At 58.1% G+C, this 14,035-nt stretch carries 7 protein-coding genes and 4 pseudogenes; 7 read left to right on the top strand and 4 right to left on the bottom strand.

Features of this window, described 5'->3' with window-relative positions:
* The first annotated feature begins 70 nt into the window (after positions 1-70).
* The 3 genes from MTR72_RS33730 to MTR72_RS33720 are packed head-to-tail and all read left to right on the top strand — an operon-like array spanning position 71 to position 3,593.
* Entirely contained in the window at positions 71-973 is a 903-nt protein-coding gene (locus MTR72_RS33730) for a DMT family transporter (RefSeq protein ID WP_280969167.1), read from the top strand.
* Positions 970-2,256, top strand: coding sequence for an ATP-grasp domain-containing protein (locus MTR72_RS33725; RefSeq protein ID WP_341511916.1), 1,287 nt, complete (start codon positions 970-972; stop codon positions 2,254-2,256). Before MTR72_RS33730 ends, MTR72_RS33725 begins: the two co-directional genes overlap by 4 nt.
* Positions 2,256-3,593 carry a glutamine synthetase gene (locus tag MTR72_RS33720; protein ID WP_341511915.1) on the top strand — a complete coding sequence of 446 codons (1,338 nt, stop codon included), beginning with the start codon at positions 2,256-2,258 and terminating at the stop codon, positions 3,591-3,593. Before MTR72_RS33725 ends, MTR72_RS33720 begins: the two co-directional genes overlap by 1 nt.
* Before the next feature lie 411 nt (positions 3,594-4,004).
* Here the strand turns inward: MTR72_RS33720 and MTR72_RS33715 are convergent, their stop codons facing one another.
* Positions 4,005-4,319 carry an IS1096 element passenger TnpR family protein gene (locus tag MTR72_RS33715; RefSeq protein WP_341511914.1) on the bottom strand — a complete coding sequence of 105 codons (315 nt, stop codon included), beginning with the start codon at positions 4,317-4,319 and terminating at the stop codon, positions 4,005-4,007.
* Positions 4,320-4,508: 189 nt separating this feature from the next.
* A pseudogene (locus tag MTR72_RS33710) lies at positions 4,509-4,577 on the bottom strand (plasmid pRiA4b ORF-3 family protein); the annotation flags it as partial.
* 1,090 nt (positions 4,578-5,667) lie between these two features.
* On the opposite strand from MTR72_RS33710, the gene MTR72_RS33705 reads away from it, so the two are divergent.
* Together MTR72_RS33705 and MTR72_RS33700 are read left to right on the top strand one after the other, a co-directional pair.
* The gene (locus MTR72_RS33705) at positions 5,668-7,923 is read left to right on the top strand and encodes a hypothetical protein (RefSeq protein WP_341511913.1); all 2,256 of its coding nucleotides are present in this window, start codon (positions 5,668-5,670) and stop codon (positions 7,921-7,923) included.
* A gap of 291 nt (positions 7,924-8,214) precedes the next feature.
* The gene (locus tag MTR72_RS33700) at positions 8,215-9,237 is read left to right on the top strand and encodes a transposase (protein ID WP_341511912.1); all 1,023 of its coding nucleotides are present in this window, start codon (positions 8,215-8,217) and stop codon (positions 9,235-9,237) included.
* A gap of 499 nt (positions 9,238-9,736) precedes the next feature.
* Here the strand turns inward: MTR72_RS33700 and MTR72_RS33695 are convergent.
* Positions 9,737-10,543: pseudogene (locus MTR72_RS33695) on the bottom strand (IS5 family transposase); the annotation flags it as partial.
* A gap of 556 nt (positions 10,544-11,099) precedes the next feature.
* Between MTR72_RS33695 and ltrA the strand changes: the two are divergent.
* Positions 11,100-12,353, top strand: a complete 1,254-nt coding sequence (gene ltrA, locus MTR72_RS33690) for a group II intron reverse transcriptase/maturase (RefSeq protein ID WP_341511911.1) — start codon at positions 11,100-11,102, stop codon at positions 12,351-12,353.
* Between the two features lie 75 nt (positions 12,354-12,428).
* On the opposite strand, the pseudogene MTR72_RS33685 reads toward ltrA, so the two are convergent.
* A pseudogene (locus tag MTR72_RS33685) lies at positions 12,429-12,750 on the bottom strand (IS5/IS1182 family transposase); the annotation flags it as partial.
* 519 nt (positions 12,751-13,269) lie between these two features.
* Here MTR72_RS33685 and MTR72_RS33680 point away from each other — a divergent pair.
* Positions 13,270-13,937: pseudogene (locus MTR72_RS33680) on the top strand (IS5 family transposase).
* Positions 13,938-14,035: the final 98 nt, after the last annotated feature.

The following is a 14,035-nucleotide window of genomic DNA, read 5'->3' as shown; positions in this document are numbered from 1 at the left end:
CGGAGCCGATGCACGCGTCTGGTCCTGCGAGCGTCGAGCGCCGCCTCGCGGGCACAGGAAGACTGGGCGATTGACGAATCGCTTCGCTCTAGGAGTGTTCTTTGTGGCGCTTTATGTCGTCGTAAGCGCGGCAGGCGAGGTTTATGCGGCGTCGTATTTTCAGCAAGCGGATGTGTTCGTCGCGCTCCTGCTGTCCTTCGCTGTGGTTTGTCTGATGTTCAATCTCCTGGCTCGCCACGAGGGAGGCGAGGCAACGGTCGCGAAATGGTCGCTCCTGGTCTTCGTCGCGCTCAATGTCGTGACAGCAATCAGCTGGATCGGCCTATTTATCGGACTGAAATACGCTGAACCTGCGATCGTCGTCGCCTTCATGGTGGCGCTGGGGCCCACCGCGACGGTGTGGTTAAACGCACTGATCAGGCGCCAGGGTGCCCCTCCAGCATCCGATATTGTCGTAAGCGTTACGATCGCAACGATCGGGAGTTACATGATTTGGATCTCGGCCAGCGGCAACGCGGGCGTGGAGTGGGGGGCTCGATCGTCCTTTGGCATCGTCTTGGCCATCGTGGCCGGCCTATCGCTGGCTCTTACAAATATACTTGTCAAACTGCTGTTCGACCGTGGGTTTTCTAGCCGACAAGTGCTGGCGCATCGCTTTTATGGAACGATTCTCTTGCTGCTGGGACTGGTCGACCATTCATCTATCGTGCCTGAGATCTCGCAGCATGGGTTTGCGATCGCAACAATTGGGCTGTCGACGATCATTGTTCCTTTGCTCTTGATCCAACAGGGCATTCGCCGCGTAGAACCCTTCACCGTCAACATGGTCCTGTCCACCGCCCCTATCATCACCTTCCTGTTTCAATACTTCGATTCTCGCATCGTGCCTTCGTCACATACGTTCATTGGAAATGTTCTCATTACGGCTGTCGCTGTCGGCAACATCTACTTGCAGTATCGGAGATCCGCATGAAAGAACGGAATTGTGTAATCGTAGACGCATACTCTACCGGCCGTTACCTACCGGAAGAATTCAAGCGCTATGGAATTGGAACGGTGCATGTGATGTCGGCTGCACAGATTCCCCCGATATTCCAATCGCATTTCAATGCGGATCTGTATGATGAAGTCATTCGCCCCAGCGAGCGCATGGGATATGACGACATCGTTGAATATCATCTTCAGGCTCTCCATGGCAGGGAATTGGAGTTCGTTATCGCGGGCTGCGAGACCGGAGTTGAGCTAGCCGATTCTTTGTCGGAGCGGCTGGGCTTACCTTCAAATGGGACCGCGCTATCCGCTGCTCGGCGTGACAAAGCGCGATTGTCTTGCGCGCTGACCTCTGCAGGCGTGCGATCGATCAGACAAGTCGTGTCCGACAGTGCTGTAGAGATCGCGAGCTGGAAGCGTGAAGCGAAGTTCGATGAGATCGTGATCAAGCCTCTGAACAGTACGGGTACCGAGGATGTATTCTTTTGCTCGACAGATGCTGATATTCAGCGGGCTCTCAGCGCAATTGTCGGGAAGACGAACCGTGTCGGAGCGTTGAATCGTTGTGCCCTTGGGCAGGAAAAAATAAACGGCCAGCAATACACCGTAAATGCCGTCTCGATCGACGGGGAAGCCTTCGTTACGGAGGCCTGGACCTATGACACGGTTCCTATTGAGGGGGCATCATCGGTCTGCTCACTTGAGAGATTGTTGGGCGGCAGCGAACCAATCGTTCAGGAACTGTCCGACTACTTGGTGCGTGCGTTGCAGGCGCTTCAGATCGTCGACGGACCAGCTCATGCTGAGATCATCGTCGATCATCGGGGACCGGTTCTGGTGGACTTCGGAGCGAGGCTTCAAGGGACCATGTCGGCAAAAGCACGAACGATGGCGTTGGGGCACAACCATATGACGCTGACGGCCTGGCGCTACGCAGATCCCAAGGGCTTTGGTGAATATATGAGGCTGCGCGGGCCCTACAAGCGGCAGGCTCACGCACTATGCGTCTCGCTGATCTCGGATATGGGCGGTGTCGTTGCCGGTCACCCGGGACTCGAAGCAATCCGCAAGCTCCCGAGCTTCGCGGATGCCATTGCATTCGTTCCGATTGGTCAAGAGCTGGTTCCCACGATCGACTTGGCGTCGACACCAGGCATCGTTTATCTCGTGAATAGCGAGTTGACTCAGCTTGAGGATGACTATCGCAAGTTGCGAGCAATGCGGATGGACCAGGTGTTCGATTTAGTGACGCAGGATCGCGACTAATGCCAACTGATGCCAGGTTGACCGGAGCGAATCCAGCCCGCGCGGCGATGATCGGCGTAAGCGACTTCGATGGCGTTCTGCGAGGCAAACACGTCTTAGGTGAAGATCTCTCGGATGGAGATAAAGTTATCAAGTTCTCTGAAGCGGTGCTGGCGTGGGATTGTTCGGACCGGCTCATTCCGGCCAGTTTCACGCAAAAGCCGCTATCAGCGTTCGGAGATGCTGACCTGCGTATTCTGTCAGGCACCGGCCGTTCGGTGTCTCATGTCGGCGATCAATATCTCTACCTCGCGGAGTTCACGGGCGCACATGAGAACATCTGCCCGCGCGGTGTTCTGCGCAGGGTCCTGCGAAGGGCTGCTGACCACGGATACGACTGCACTGTCGGGTTCGAGTTTGAATTTATGCTGTTCAAGGAGAACGCAGACACGATCGAAGAAAAGCCGTTCGGCGAATGGGCTCCTTTTACGCGCGGCCCGTTCGGCTACTCGATTGCGCGCTCTGTCGCGCAACATCAGTTATTCGATGAGATCTTGGCGCTTTGTGAGAAGGCAAGAATACCTCTCAGCGGACTGCACTTTGAAACGGGACCTGGCGTGGTCGAAGCGTCACTTCGTCATTGTGATGCGCTGGAAGCTGCCGATCGAGCAACCATATTCAAGTCGATGATTAAAGCCTGGGCGCAAACGCGAGGCATGATGGCTACATTCATGGCCAAGGTTTCCGAGAAATGGCCCGGCCAGTCTGGCCATATTCACATCTCGATGTCCTCGGATAATCAGAATGCGTTTTACGACAGTGATGCGTTCGGCAACGTCTCGAAGCTTATGAGGCAATTCATCGCCGGACAACTAGAATACATGAATGAGTTCTGTGTGCTCGCTGCGCCTAACTTCAACAGCTACAAGAGATTGGTACCTGGCTGCTGGGCACCAATCTGTCCAAGCTGGGGAGTTGACAACCGCTCCTGCGCAATTCGCGCCATTCCGGGAGAGCCATCTGCCCATCGCCTGGAGTATAGGCTGCCTGGCGCAGACCTGAACCCATATCTCGCGCTCGCAAGTGCGATTGGTTCGGGAATATTGGGTGTCGAGACAGGTCCGGCACTGCCGGCTTCGATCGTCGGTGATGCAAGCGCGGAAATGTGTCGGCCGTCCGCTAGACTGCCTCAAAGCCTATCAGAGGCAACTTCTCAGTTTGCAGAGTCTGCAGCGGCAAGTGATGTCTTCGGAGAAAGGTTTGTTGAGGCGTTTTCTTGCTCGCGCCGTTGGGAGTGGGAAGCCGTTCAACATCGGGTCACCGACTTTGAACGTCGGAGATACTTCGAGATCATTTAGCTTGAGCTCTTCGACAGTTCTGAACTTCATTCCTCTGGCCGGTGCCGGCCACACTATTGCGGCTGCCCGTTCCGCTGATGTTGGACTTCATACAGAGCAAATGTGCGTTACTCGTTAAGTGAGGACCTCGGGACGCTGAGGAGGTCTGCAGTTATCTGCTCTGTGGCAGCAACCGCGATTGCTCCGTTGGGATACTAGATTATATCTAACGTCCGGTCCTTCTCGTAAGCTTTACATCGGCAAGCAGATGGTGGAGCTCAAGCATGCGCCCGGTTGGTAGGTATCCCTCGCAAGCCGTCGAGCGTGCGCGCGCTTGCCTGGGTTGGTCCCAAAGCGGCAAGACAAGCGCTGCGGTCCGTCAGCCAGAAACTCACTCCGGCTGAAGTGAGCGAGCTGAAGTTCCTCGCCTCTTCATTGCCGACTTGGCTTGCCAGACCGGTAAGCGGACTGTAAGCGTAGCTCTGCGGCCCTTTTGATGATTGACGCTTGACGAGCCGCGTGCCGCGACGCCGCGGCTTCCAAATTTGGACAATGCGCTGGCGGCGGCCTCGAGCATCCTCGGGGCGACGAGGTTGGGATCGAACTGTGCGGGCCCCAGAGGCGCATATTTTCATATTCCAGATGAGTAGGGTCGCCGCTGGCATCGAGGTACTCGGCATAGCCGGGCGCACCGCCGACGTCCTCGAGCAGGAGGGATGTCCCTCTAACGTCGTGGTGTCGAACCATTTTTCGAGTTTGATCACTTGGTCTCAGCTGTCACCGAAGTCATAGAGATAATGGATCGTCTTCGCGCCGGTCTCCTGAACGATATTGAAGGGCCGCGTCTTGCGATGCATCGATGGGCTGAGGGCCAAAATCTCCTCCGGGATCAGGGATACCCCGACGTCCTTCGCCGGCCAGGAACTCGAAGAGATGGCTGTTCGTCCGGCCAAACGCCGCCTGAAGCGTCAGATGCAGCCGATCAAGGCGCAGCGTGAGCGGCACGACAAGGCATCGCGTCACCTCCGGTTTCACATCCTTGAGAGGTCACCTTGATCCGGACCGAGGTCGTGTTCAGGCCCATGCCGCCAGCCTCGGATTATGTGCATGCATCCTGTAGATCGACGCTCAAGCCGTCCAAGGCAGCCAGGAGATGCTGTCCATTGGTTGGAAACCACCTTGACAGCGCTTTCGATACGTCAGGCGATGAGTTCAGCATTGAAGATTGAGCGGTGGACGCCATTTCTGAGTAGCGCTTACGATAATCGCAGGGTTGATTGCCTCAAAGCAGTTTGGAAAGACCGGCGGGGACCTGACAACGCTCTTGCCGATGTTTCTGCTGATACCCTTCGGCGGTATCCTTCTCGTCTTCGGATATGCACTGGGATACATGCATCTCGAAATATCTGGATAATCGTCGCGATATCGGTCGGAGCAATTTTGGTGGTGGAACCGATTCTCACGCTTTCTGCTGCTTCGAGACGGGCTAACGGTAGTTCGCCGATATCGGATTGGCGGTCGGTGTGCTTCGCACGTTCACTGCGCTATTTTTATGAGCGTATTCTAAGTGCGCTTAACTGGGCAGCATCCTCGGCGAGGTCCTATTCTGAAAAGGACTTGCGCAGCGTAGGTTCTGCTCACTCGAACGCGAGAAGAAGCGGTCGACTTGACGGAACGTTCTACATCGAGCCAGATCTACGCATTGTTGGATCCGAAACTCTTTGGTCGAACAATAGCATCTCCTCCCGGTTAATAAGAGCTTTGCTGCTGCCGAAAGCCTGACAATCGACCCTTGCGGTTCGCCATGCTCGACGGCTTTCGATATTCGGGAATGACTTTGGCAGGGCTATTTCTGGCAGCGCACATTTCCATACTGGTCACGGCGAGGCAGCGGAATCCGGACCGGCGCTACAATCGACTATCCCGCACCTTATGGGTCATCCCCTATTGCTGCCTCAGCACCACAACAGCTTCCATGAAATTGGAACTCGGACGGCGGGGTTGTGCATTCGGAGAGCATCCTTCGTCAGCCAACCGTCAGCCAGGCGGCCTATCCAGGGACGCTGCGCATTGTTGACCGTATGGGAGATGGAACATGACGGGCATTGGCCGACCTGGCGAACCGCACGTTGGGGCTGCGGGAGCCGACTCCACGTCGGTATCGAGCAGTGCGCATTCGGAGCCAAATTGTGTCCCTGCGGAAGGCCACCGAGTTTTCAACTCCGTCGTGGAGCGGATGCGCTTAGCGTCTGAAGATAGAATGGCGACGCTCACGAGCCTGCTCTCAGGTTCGGGTGTGGCAGTCCCCATTTCCTCAAGCGGTGAGGGGATCAACGCAGCGAAACAAAATATGGACGGCCTGCTTGAGGAACTTGATGCTTGCCACAGTGCTGCCATGGGCGCTCAGAGCTCGTCTGAGGCGCAAGAGCTGATCGATCAGGTTGTCAAAGCAGGCGCAGCAGTTCTGGACTACTACGCGAGCCTGTCTCCAGATGTGGCGCGCAGCATTCTGTCCGAAGATCAGGCTTGCCGAATTCGTGACCGGACTCTGGATGCGGGGAACGAATGCAACGCGCTGGCCGCACCGACTATCTACGCCTTGGAGAAGAGTAGGGAGAATGCGGGAAAGATACTCGAGCGGATGCGCCAATCCAATGCTCCGCCCGACCAGCTGATCCGAGCGGCTTCCAGTGTGGCGAAACACTATTTGGCCTGCACGGAGTGGTGGGAAAAGAAGGCATTGCGCTCTGAACGGATGCAGTCCGTCTGCGCAGCCACTGCCAGCTTGCCAAGTGCAACGGCCGAAATGCGACAGACCGAACAGGCGACACTACGGCTGCATACCGGCTGGGCACTGAATACGAGGTGCGTGCATCTGCAATCGCAAATCCTTCTCGCGCGGGTCATGATTGAGTCGCACGCGAGCACGCTCGACCCGGCCGTCAGGCAAATCCTCTTGGGTGAGAACGGTCGGGCGCGTCTACTCGGAACCTTCATGGGCGATGTTGTTCCGGCATTCCTCTCAACGGGCGACGCTGTTCTGAACAGCAAAGGACAAGCCCTCGACGCAGAGCACTGCGCGGTTCTGGAAGGGGTCATGGAGCGGCTATCGGAATTTGCGTCGGCGTTGCCCAACATGGTTGCCGAGCTAAGGAATAAGGGAGCAAGTCCCGAGCTTCCGTTGGATCTGTTGGATCAGATCGTGGAAGGATCGTGGGTCACGGCCCATGAGGTCATGCGCCTGCTAGCAGTGCAGCCGAAGACACCAGCCATAATTGCACCGCCAACGGAGGCTGACCTTGCGTTACCGGCCGACACTGCCGGCAACGACCCGGCGGCCGAAGCCAGTCCAGCGCGAAGGAAAGGGAAGGGCAAGCGGAGGCAGGCCGGAGGTGCGGGGAGCTCGGCAGCCGGGCAGCCCGAGCCGCAGCTCGCTAGGCCCGAAGCCGACACGGTGCGAACCACCAAGGTTATTGTGCTCTCGGATCTGGGCACGAAGAAACTCGCGAGCGCGGAAGAGGCGCATACGAGGATGTCATCGTCCGCGAGGGAACACTTGGCAATATGGCAGGCCCCGCCATCGAAGGAGACACTGACGCGCCTGCTCGCGCGATTGGACGAACTCTTGCAATTCGATCTGCGCAGTGAGCAAAGAGCCGTTTCGCAAGCGCGCCACATGAAGCCCGAAGATGCCGAGCACGTCGTGGACACCGTGGTTGAGCGGCTGCAGAGCCAATCCGCGGAGATTGAGGCCTGTGTAACCGCGCTGGACGAACCTCGCCGACGCGGCCTACTCACGCCTATCCAAGTGCCCGAAGTGCAAAAAAAAATAGTCCGCCTCAAGGCGATGTTGTCAGAGGTTAAGGGGCAGGCACGTACTGCGAAGGCGCAAAAGGCTTCGATCGAGATCGATTGCATGAAGACCTATGCGTTTCCCTCGCAGAAGTACCTCGAACGGTTGCAGGCGGCCGAGGAGTTGGCTCCCTTGGAGGCACCGCGCGCGCTGAAGGGTGAGCCAGGAACGCTGTTCGAGCTCAAGCTGCAGCCTACGCCACTGCGCAATGGTACGGTGAATCCGATGTGGGTGCACATCCATACGAAGCGGCCGGTCTATGCGTGGCAGTTAACGACATTGGATGACGCCGAATTCGCCGCTTGCCACGTGAAATCCAACGAACAGCGCGGCTACAATCGCCTCTGGCAGAACGCTCGAGCTGCAACGGGTCACGAAGACGTCGTGATCCACCGCGGCAAGCTCACGCCTGCGTTCTGCAAGTCCTTGTTAGGTTCCGCTTTTAGCGGCTATCCAGGGTATCCTTTTGCCGGAACGGAGCGCGGGGCACGCAGGTGACTCGATACGAGACTAGTTAAGCGACTCGATAGAGTGCCGCTTGTGGTACGGCATCGGTCTTCTTCGCATCCGGATCCAGTGGCCGAATGAACCGCACTTTGGGCTCCAGGCGCCAACTCCTGAGTTAAGAAGCCGGATTGAGCTGTTGGAGAGGCGAGCGTTCGCCATTAGCAACTCCAGGGAGAGGCCCAAGAGTTCTCTGAGCCGGGCGAGGATACGGCGGAAGATACTATGGGGTGACCGGCAAAGGCGTGAGAGTATTGAGGCTGGTCATGAGCAATGGAGCACCCCATGCAAAAGGCAAACGATCTCGGCCGGTCTTCCACGGTCCTGGAACAAGATAGCACGCTGATCGCAGTCATTGAGATGAGCCTCTCAAGCTGGCTCGTCGCTGGAATCGTTCCCGGGTTGGATCGTCATCCGTTGAAGAAGCTTGGCGCCGACGAAGACGCGCTGATCCAGTTGCTACACCGCTGGCGCGAGGAGGCGACAAAGTGTGGGCACGCGATCACACGCATAGCGGTCGCCTTTGAGGCGGGGCGCGATGGTTTTTGGCTGGCTCGCTGGCTGCGGGCTCGTGGCGTCGAGGCCTTCGTTATCCACTCAACAAGCGTCGCCGTCCCCCGCGAACACCGGCGGGCTAAAACCGATCGGCTCGACACCGAGCATTTGAAGCGCGCTCTGCTCGGTTGGCTACGCGGCGAGCCGAACCATTGCCAAATGGCAGCAATCCCTAGTCTCGATGAAGAGGACGCCCGGCGTCCGAACCGCGAGCGTGAGAACCTTGTCAGCCAACAAACCAGCATTGTCAATCGATTGAAGGCACGCCTTCGCCTCGTCAGGGAGCAGATCAGGGAGATCGAGGCGGCTCGATTACAGCGTTTGCAGGTTTCCGAGAGCGGAGCGCACGCGATGGTCAAATTGCTGGCGCGCATCATTGGCGTTGGAATCGAAACAGCGGACATGCTCGTGCATGAGATCCTCTCCCGGCAATTGAGAGATCGCAGAGCAGTCGCGCGTTATGCGGGCCTCACGGGCGCTCCTGATGAAAGCGGCAAGCGAAGACGGGAGAAAGGCCTTGCACGCGCCGGCAATGCTCGGGTACGGCGTGGGATGATCCAACTGGCCTGGCGCTTTCTCCTTTTCCAAAAGGACAGTGCATTAGCCCAATGGTTCCGCACTCGCGCGGCCGACGCGCGCGGCGCGCGCAAGACCATGATCGTGGCGCTGGCGCGTAAATTGCTCATTGCATTCTGGCGCCTGACGACGACAGGCGAAATACCTGTAGGGATCAAGTTACGCCCGGTAGCATGAACGCGAGACAAGACACCTCGATTGGGGCTTTGGCGAAGCAACCGCTAAACCCTGATACTCCGAGGTGGCGGTGACCCGAGCCACAACTTGGTCCATATGACCTCGCGGAAGAATGGGCCCGCTGCCCGAGCTTCGCTTGCGATGCGCATTGCTGCATCATGGTCGAAGATTGCGTTCGACCGCATACAAGTACGCGGCGCGATGGCCCGCCGGATATTGCAAGCTCCCTCGGAATGTCTCTCAATCGCCATGCCATGGAGAGTTCGTGGTTACGCCCTGCCGCCCGACCATGCTCAGGCCCACCAAGGGGGATGGGCCCCCCTCTCCGCCGCCATCGCTCGCCAGCGCTGCGCTTTGGGGCAAGCGAGCGACGGCGGCTCCGAGGGGATGGCTTCGTCGGGACCCCAACGATCAATTTGCTGAACTTGACGTCACACGACTGCCCCACCCAAAGGAAAAGAATTGCCTAAGAGCTCTTGACAGGAAACACCCCATACAAGTTGTGGCCGACGGCTGAGAGGACGACATTGGCGGCGTCGCCGGCGCGGCCTTTGAGGTAGCAGCGGCCGAGGTGGCCTTCGGCCTTCATGTGCCCGATGATGGGCTCGATGGCAGAGCGACGGCGCAGCTCGCGCTTGATGACACCGAAGACGCTGCGCTTATGGCCGGAGATGAAGACGGGACGGGGATTTTGCGCATGGTGGCCGCGGTACCCCTTGTCGACATAGGCCCGCTCGATCGGACAGCCGGTGAGCGTCTCGGTGCGCTCGATGGCGTCCCGCAGGGTGTGCCCATCATACGGATTGTCGGGCATTGCGCTCGCGTGCAGCACGAACAGTCCGCCGGGAGCGCGGCGATTGTTGGTGACGACGGAGGCCTTCACGCCGAACTCGTAAGGCGCGGCGGCCTTGGTTTTGCCGATGCACTCCACCTCCGGGGCGTGGAAGGAATAAAGCTTGAAGCCGCGCTGGCGCTGCTGTTGCGAGCGGATCTGCGAAGCCCGGCTGAGCGGGAGGACGAAGGCGTTCTCGAGCACAGCTCGACCTTCGATCTTGCGGCCGATATCGCGGATGATCCGGCCCAGCCGGCTGCGCAGGATGCGCAACTGCCGCTGATGCCGCCTGAATTGCTTGGCATGGGCGTAGCGTCCCGCCATCATTGCCGCGGTCTTGGCGACGCGCAGATAGGATTGCCGCAGCTTGACCCCGTGCTTCCGCGCTATGCGGTTGAGCCCCTTGATCGCTGCGTGCAAGAGCTTGGCATCGGTCGGGAAGGTGATCGCCTTCGGCTGCACGGTGGTATGTGCGCCATGACGGCGCGAAGAAGGAGGTTGAGTATGTAGACCATCTTCCGAGCACTTGCTGCGCAAGAGATGAGGGCAGGCCCCTCGGACTCGGATTGCAGGATCAGAGTCCAAACCGCCACAAGCTGCTTTAGCTCAATGGCTGAGGTGGTGAGCGTTGCTGGAAAAGGCGGGCGATCAGCCTGTCAGGTGAGCCACGGGAAGACGAACGCAAGTAAACCGCCGATGATGCATCGAAAGTACAGTTCAGCTGTTGTCGAAACCAGGGGCGATACCACCTCCTGGGATCAAGCGCGGCGAGAGCCTGTCTATTGGCCGGGCGACAACCGGTGTAGAGGCGGCGTGATCCCGATGGCAGGCTCTTGCGCGGAACATGGGAACCTGCGTCGCGATGCCAAGGGAGACCCCAAAGGCGGCGGACCCGCCGAGGGCAGAGTACCAATGCGCGACGCAGGGGCGGACGGGTTCGTAATAGTGATGAGGCCCGGTAATACGGGCGGAGCGAAGGGACCCGATCTTCCAGCCAAAGTCACAGGCCAACCGGAAACGGGAGGAGCCGATGACTGAGGCAAAGTCGTATCAGATCCCCAAACATCTCGTTTGGGAAGCTTGGAAACAGGTGAAAGCGAACCGCGGGTCAGCGGGTGTGGACGGGGTCTCCATCGAGGAATTCGAAAAGGACTTGAAGAGAAACCTCTACAAAATCTGGAATCGAATGTCGTCGGGGACATACTTTCCGCCTCCCGTCCGTCTCGTGGAAATTCCCAAGGCTAATGGAGGGAAGCGTCCGTTAGGAATACCCTCTATAGCTGACCGCGTGGCTCAGACGGTTGCAAAGATGGTTATGGAGCCGACGATGGAACGAATATTCCATCCCGACTCCTACGGCTATCGGCCCGGCCGTTCGGCGCTTGACGCAGTGGGGACAGCGCGAAAGCGCTGCTGGAAATTCGACTGGGTTATCGACCTTGATATCAAGTCGTTCTTCGACTCGATTCCTTGGCACCTGATCGAAAAGGCCGTCGCCCACCACACGGAACTGAGCTGGATTCGTCTCTACGTAAAGCGGTGGCTGCAAGCTCCCGTGGAGAAAGAAGACGGAATCCTAGTGGAGAGAACACGCGGAACCCCGCAGGGTTCAGTGGTTTCACCGCTGCTCGCAAATTTGGTTCTGCACTATGCATTCGATCACTGGATGCAGCGGACCTTCCCTTGTTTGTGTTTCGAAAGATACGCTGACGATGCGATAGTCCATTGCAGAACTGAAAGCGAGGCTCGAACCGTGATGGAGGCGATCCGAAAACGTCTTGCGGAATGCGGTCTGGAGCTCCATCCGGAGAAAACCCGGATCGTCTACTGCAAGGATAATAAACGGAAAAAGGAATGCGAACACATCTCGTTCGACTTCCTTGGCTACACCTTCCAGCCGCGCAGCGCTCGCGATCGAAAGGGCGAGAAGTTCCTCAACTTCCTCCCGGCAATCAGCAACAAGGCTGCCAAAGGAATCCGACAAACCATTCGCTCATGGCGACTGGGTTCGACGCGAAACCACTGGAGTCTTGAAGAACTCGCCAAGCTGATTGATCCTGTCGTGCAAGGATGGCTGAATTATTACGGACGGTTTTATCGGACGGAATGTGTCAACGTCCTTCGTCACGTAAACGACGCGCTCGCCCGTTGGACGAGGCGGAAATACAAGCGGTTGAAAGGCCGGAAAGTCGCCTCAGTATATTGGTTGGGACGGCTCGCACAGCGCGATCCGAACCTACTCTATTTGTGGCGAGTCGGCATTCGACCTGCGGCTGGAAGATAGAAGCCGGATGAATCGAGAGGTTCACGTCCGGTTTCGTGAGAGCCTCGGGGTGCAATTCCCCGGGGCTACTCGACCGACCGTGACGCGCTTGAGGCCTGGCTGCGTAACGTGCCGGCCTCGTGCGCCACCCGCAGGCGCTCGGCCAGCAGCAGCTCCAGCTTGTCGCCGAGCCGCTTGCGCCAATGGCTCAGGTCCGAGCGCTCGTGCGTGAAAGCGTGAAGCGGGTCGCGATCCCGGGCCGGCCGTTCTCGCTGTAAAGCGGAGCGATCTCACCGTCGATCCAGTCCCAATCGATCTTCGGCCGGCAGAACCAGCTCGTGATCATGTTGATGAACTGGTCCAGCCGCGCCCGGAACAGATCGTTCGATCCCGTCGTCTTGTGCTTCTTCGGCCGCATCGTCCCCTCCGATGCACCACACAATCATGGTTCGCAACGAAGGGAAATCCACAAAACGAAATCGCAAGGTTTGGCGGTCTTGAGCTCCAAATCCTTGCAATCTCAAACGCCCCCTCAGCCGAAAAACAGACTCCCGCTCAATCGCTTAACCCTTGTTCACGAACGACTAGGTAATCCTAGCAACGAACAGCACCATTTCCATTCGCATTAATGACTTCTTCAAGAAGGAAGGCAAAGTTGAGCATGCTCAGAGGACGGGCCGAAGAGGTCCGTGGTGCGCGACGCTGTAGCCGAGCCGCGGAGCCACGCAGGACGCGAGGCGCAGCATCAATGGGGGCAGCGCGACCAGACGATGGCTTAGCCGCCGCCGGCCAAGACGAGGATGGCGTAGATCGGTGCTGACTAGGGTGAGAACTCATTAATTTTTCTGCTGTGACAATACGATACTGATTCTCTTTGGGGAAGGATTGGGATCGTGATCAGGAATTTGTTTTGCCGAGCGACGAGCAGTAGCAGCGGATCGAACCTCATCTGCCAACCGACGTGCGCGGTTTCGAGCGGCAAGACGATCGCCGCATTATCAGCGGCATCATACACGTGCTGAAAAGCGGCTGCCGTTGGTCCGATTGTCCCGAAGCCTACGGACCTCCTACGACGATCTATAATCGCTTCGCCCGGTGGGCGCGGCGCGGCATATGGGAAAACCTGTTCCGGGAGCTTGCCGGCAACGGTCGATCGACGGACACCCAGATGATCGACTCCACGCACGTCAAAGCGCATCGCTCGGCAGCGGGCGGAAAAGGGGGGCAGAAGCAGGCTGTTGGTCGCTCGCGCGGAGGGCGCAACACGAAGATACACGCACTCACAGATGCTAAGGGGCGCCTGGTCGCCATTCTGTTGACTGGAGGCGAAGCGCACGACTGTCCGATCGCAGAACGCCTGATCCGCAGGGGCAAGCGGCCGAAACGGATGCTCGATGACAAAGCCTATGATAGCGCCGAATTGCGTGAACAACTCGATGAGCGCGGAACCAAGCCGGTTATTCCAAACCGCAGCAATCGCAATCAACCGTACGGCTTCTCAAAGCGTTCTAGCCTGCTCCGGGCTCCTCTGTGTTTGGCCGAGGCAAATATTTGGGCGATGTAGCCACGCGATTTCAAAAAATTCTCTGTCGCCGCACAGACTGAGGCGTCGTTGTCAACAACGGAAATCACAGGCGCGGACAAGACGAGCCCTCCTGAAGGAGGAATAGCGGCTGCAAGCATTAGCCACCTTCGGCGAAAGA

The sequence above is a fragment of the Bradyrhizobium sp. ISRA442 genome (assembly GCF_038085055.1).
In the GTDB taxonomy this organism is placed as follows: Bacteria; Pseudomonadota; Alphaproteobacteria; order Rhizobiales; family Xanthobacteraceae; genus Bradyrhizobium.
The sequence above is the reverse complement of the archived record's forward strand: the minus strand, read 5'-3'. Positions and strand labels throughout refer to the sequence as shown.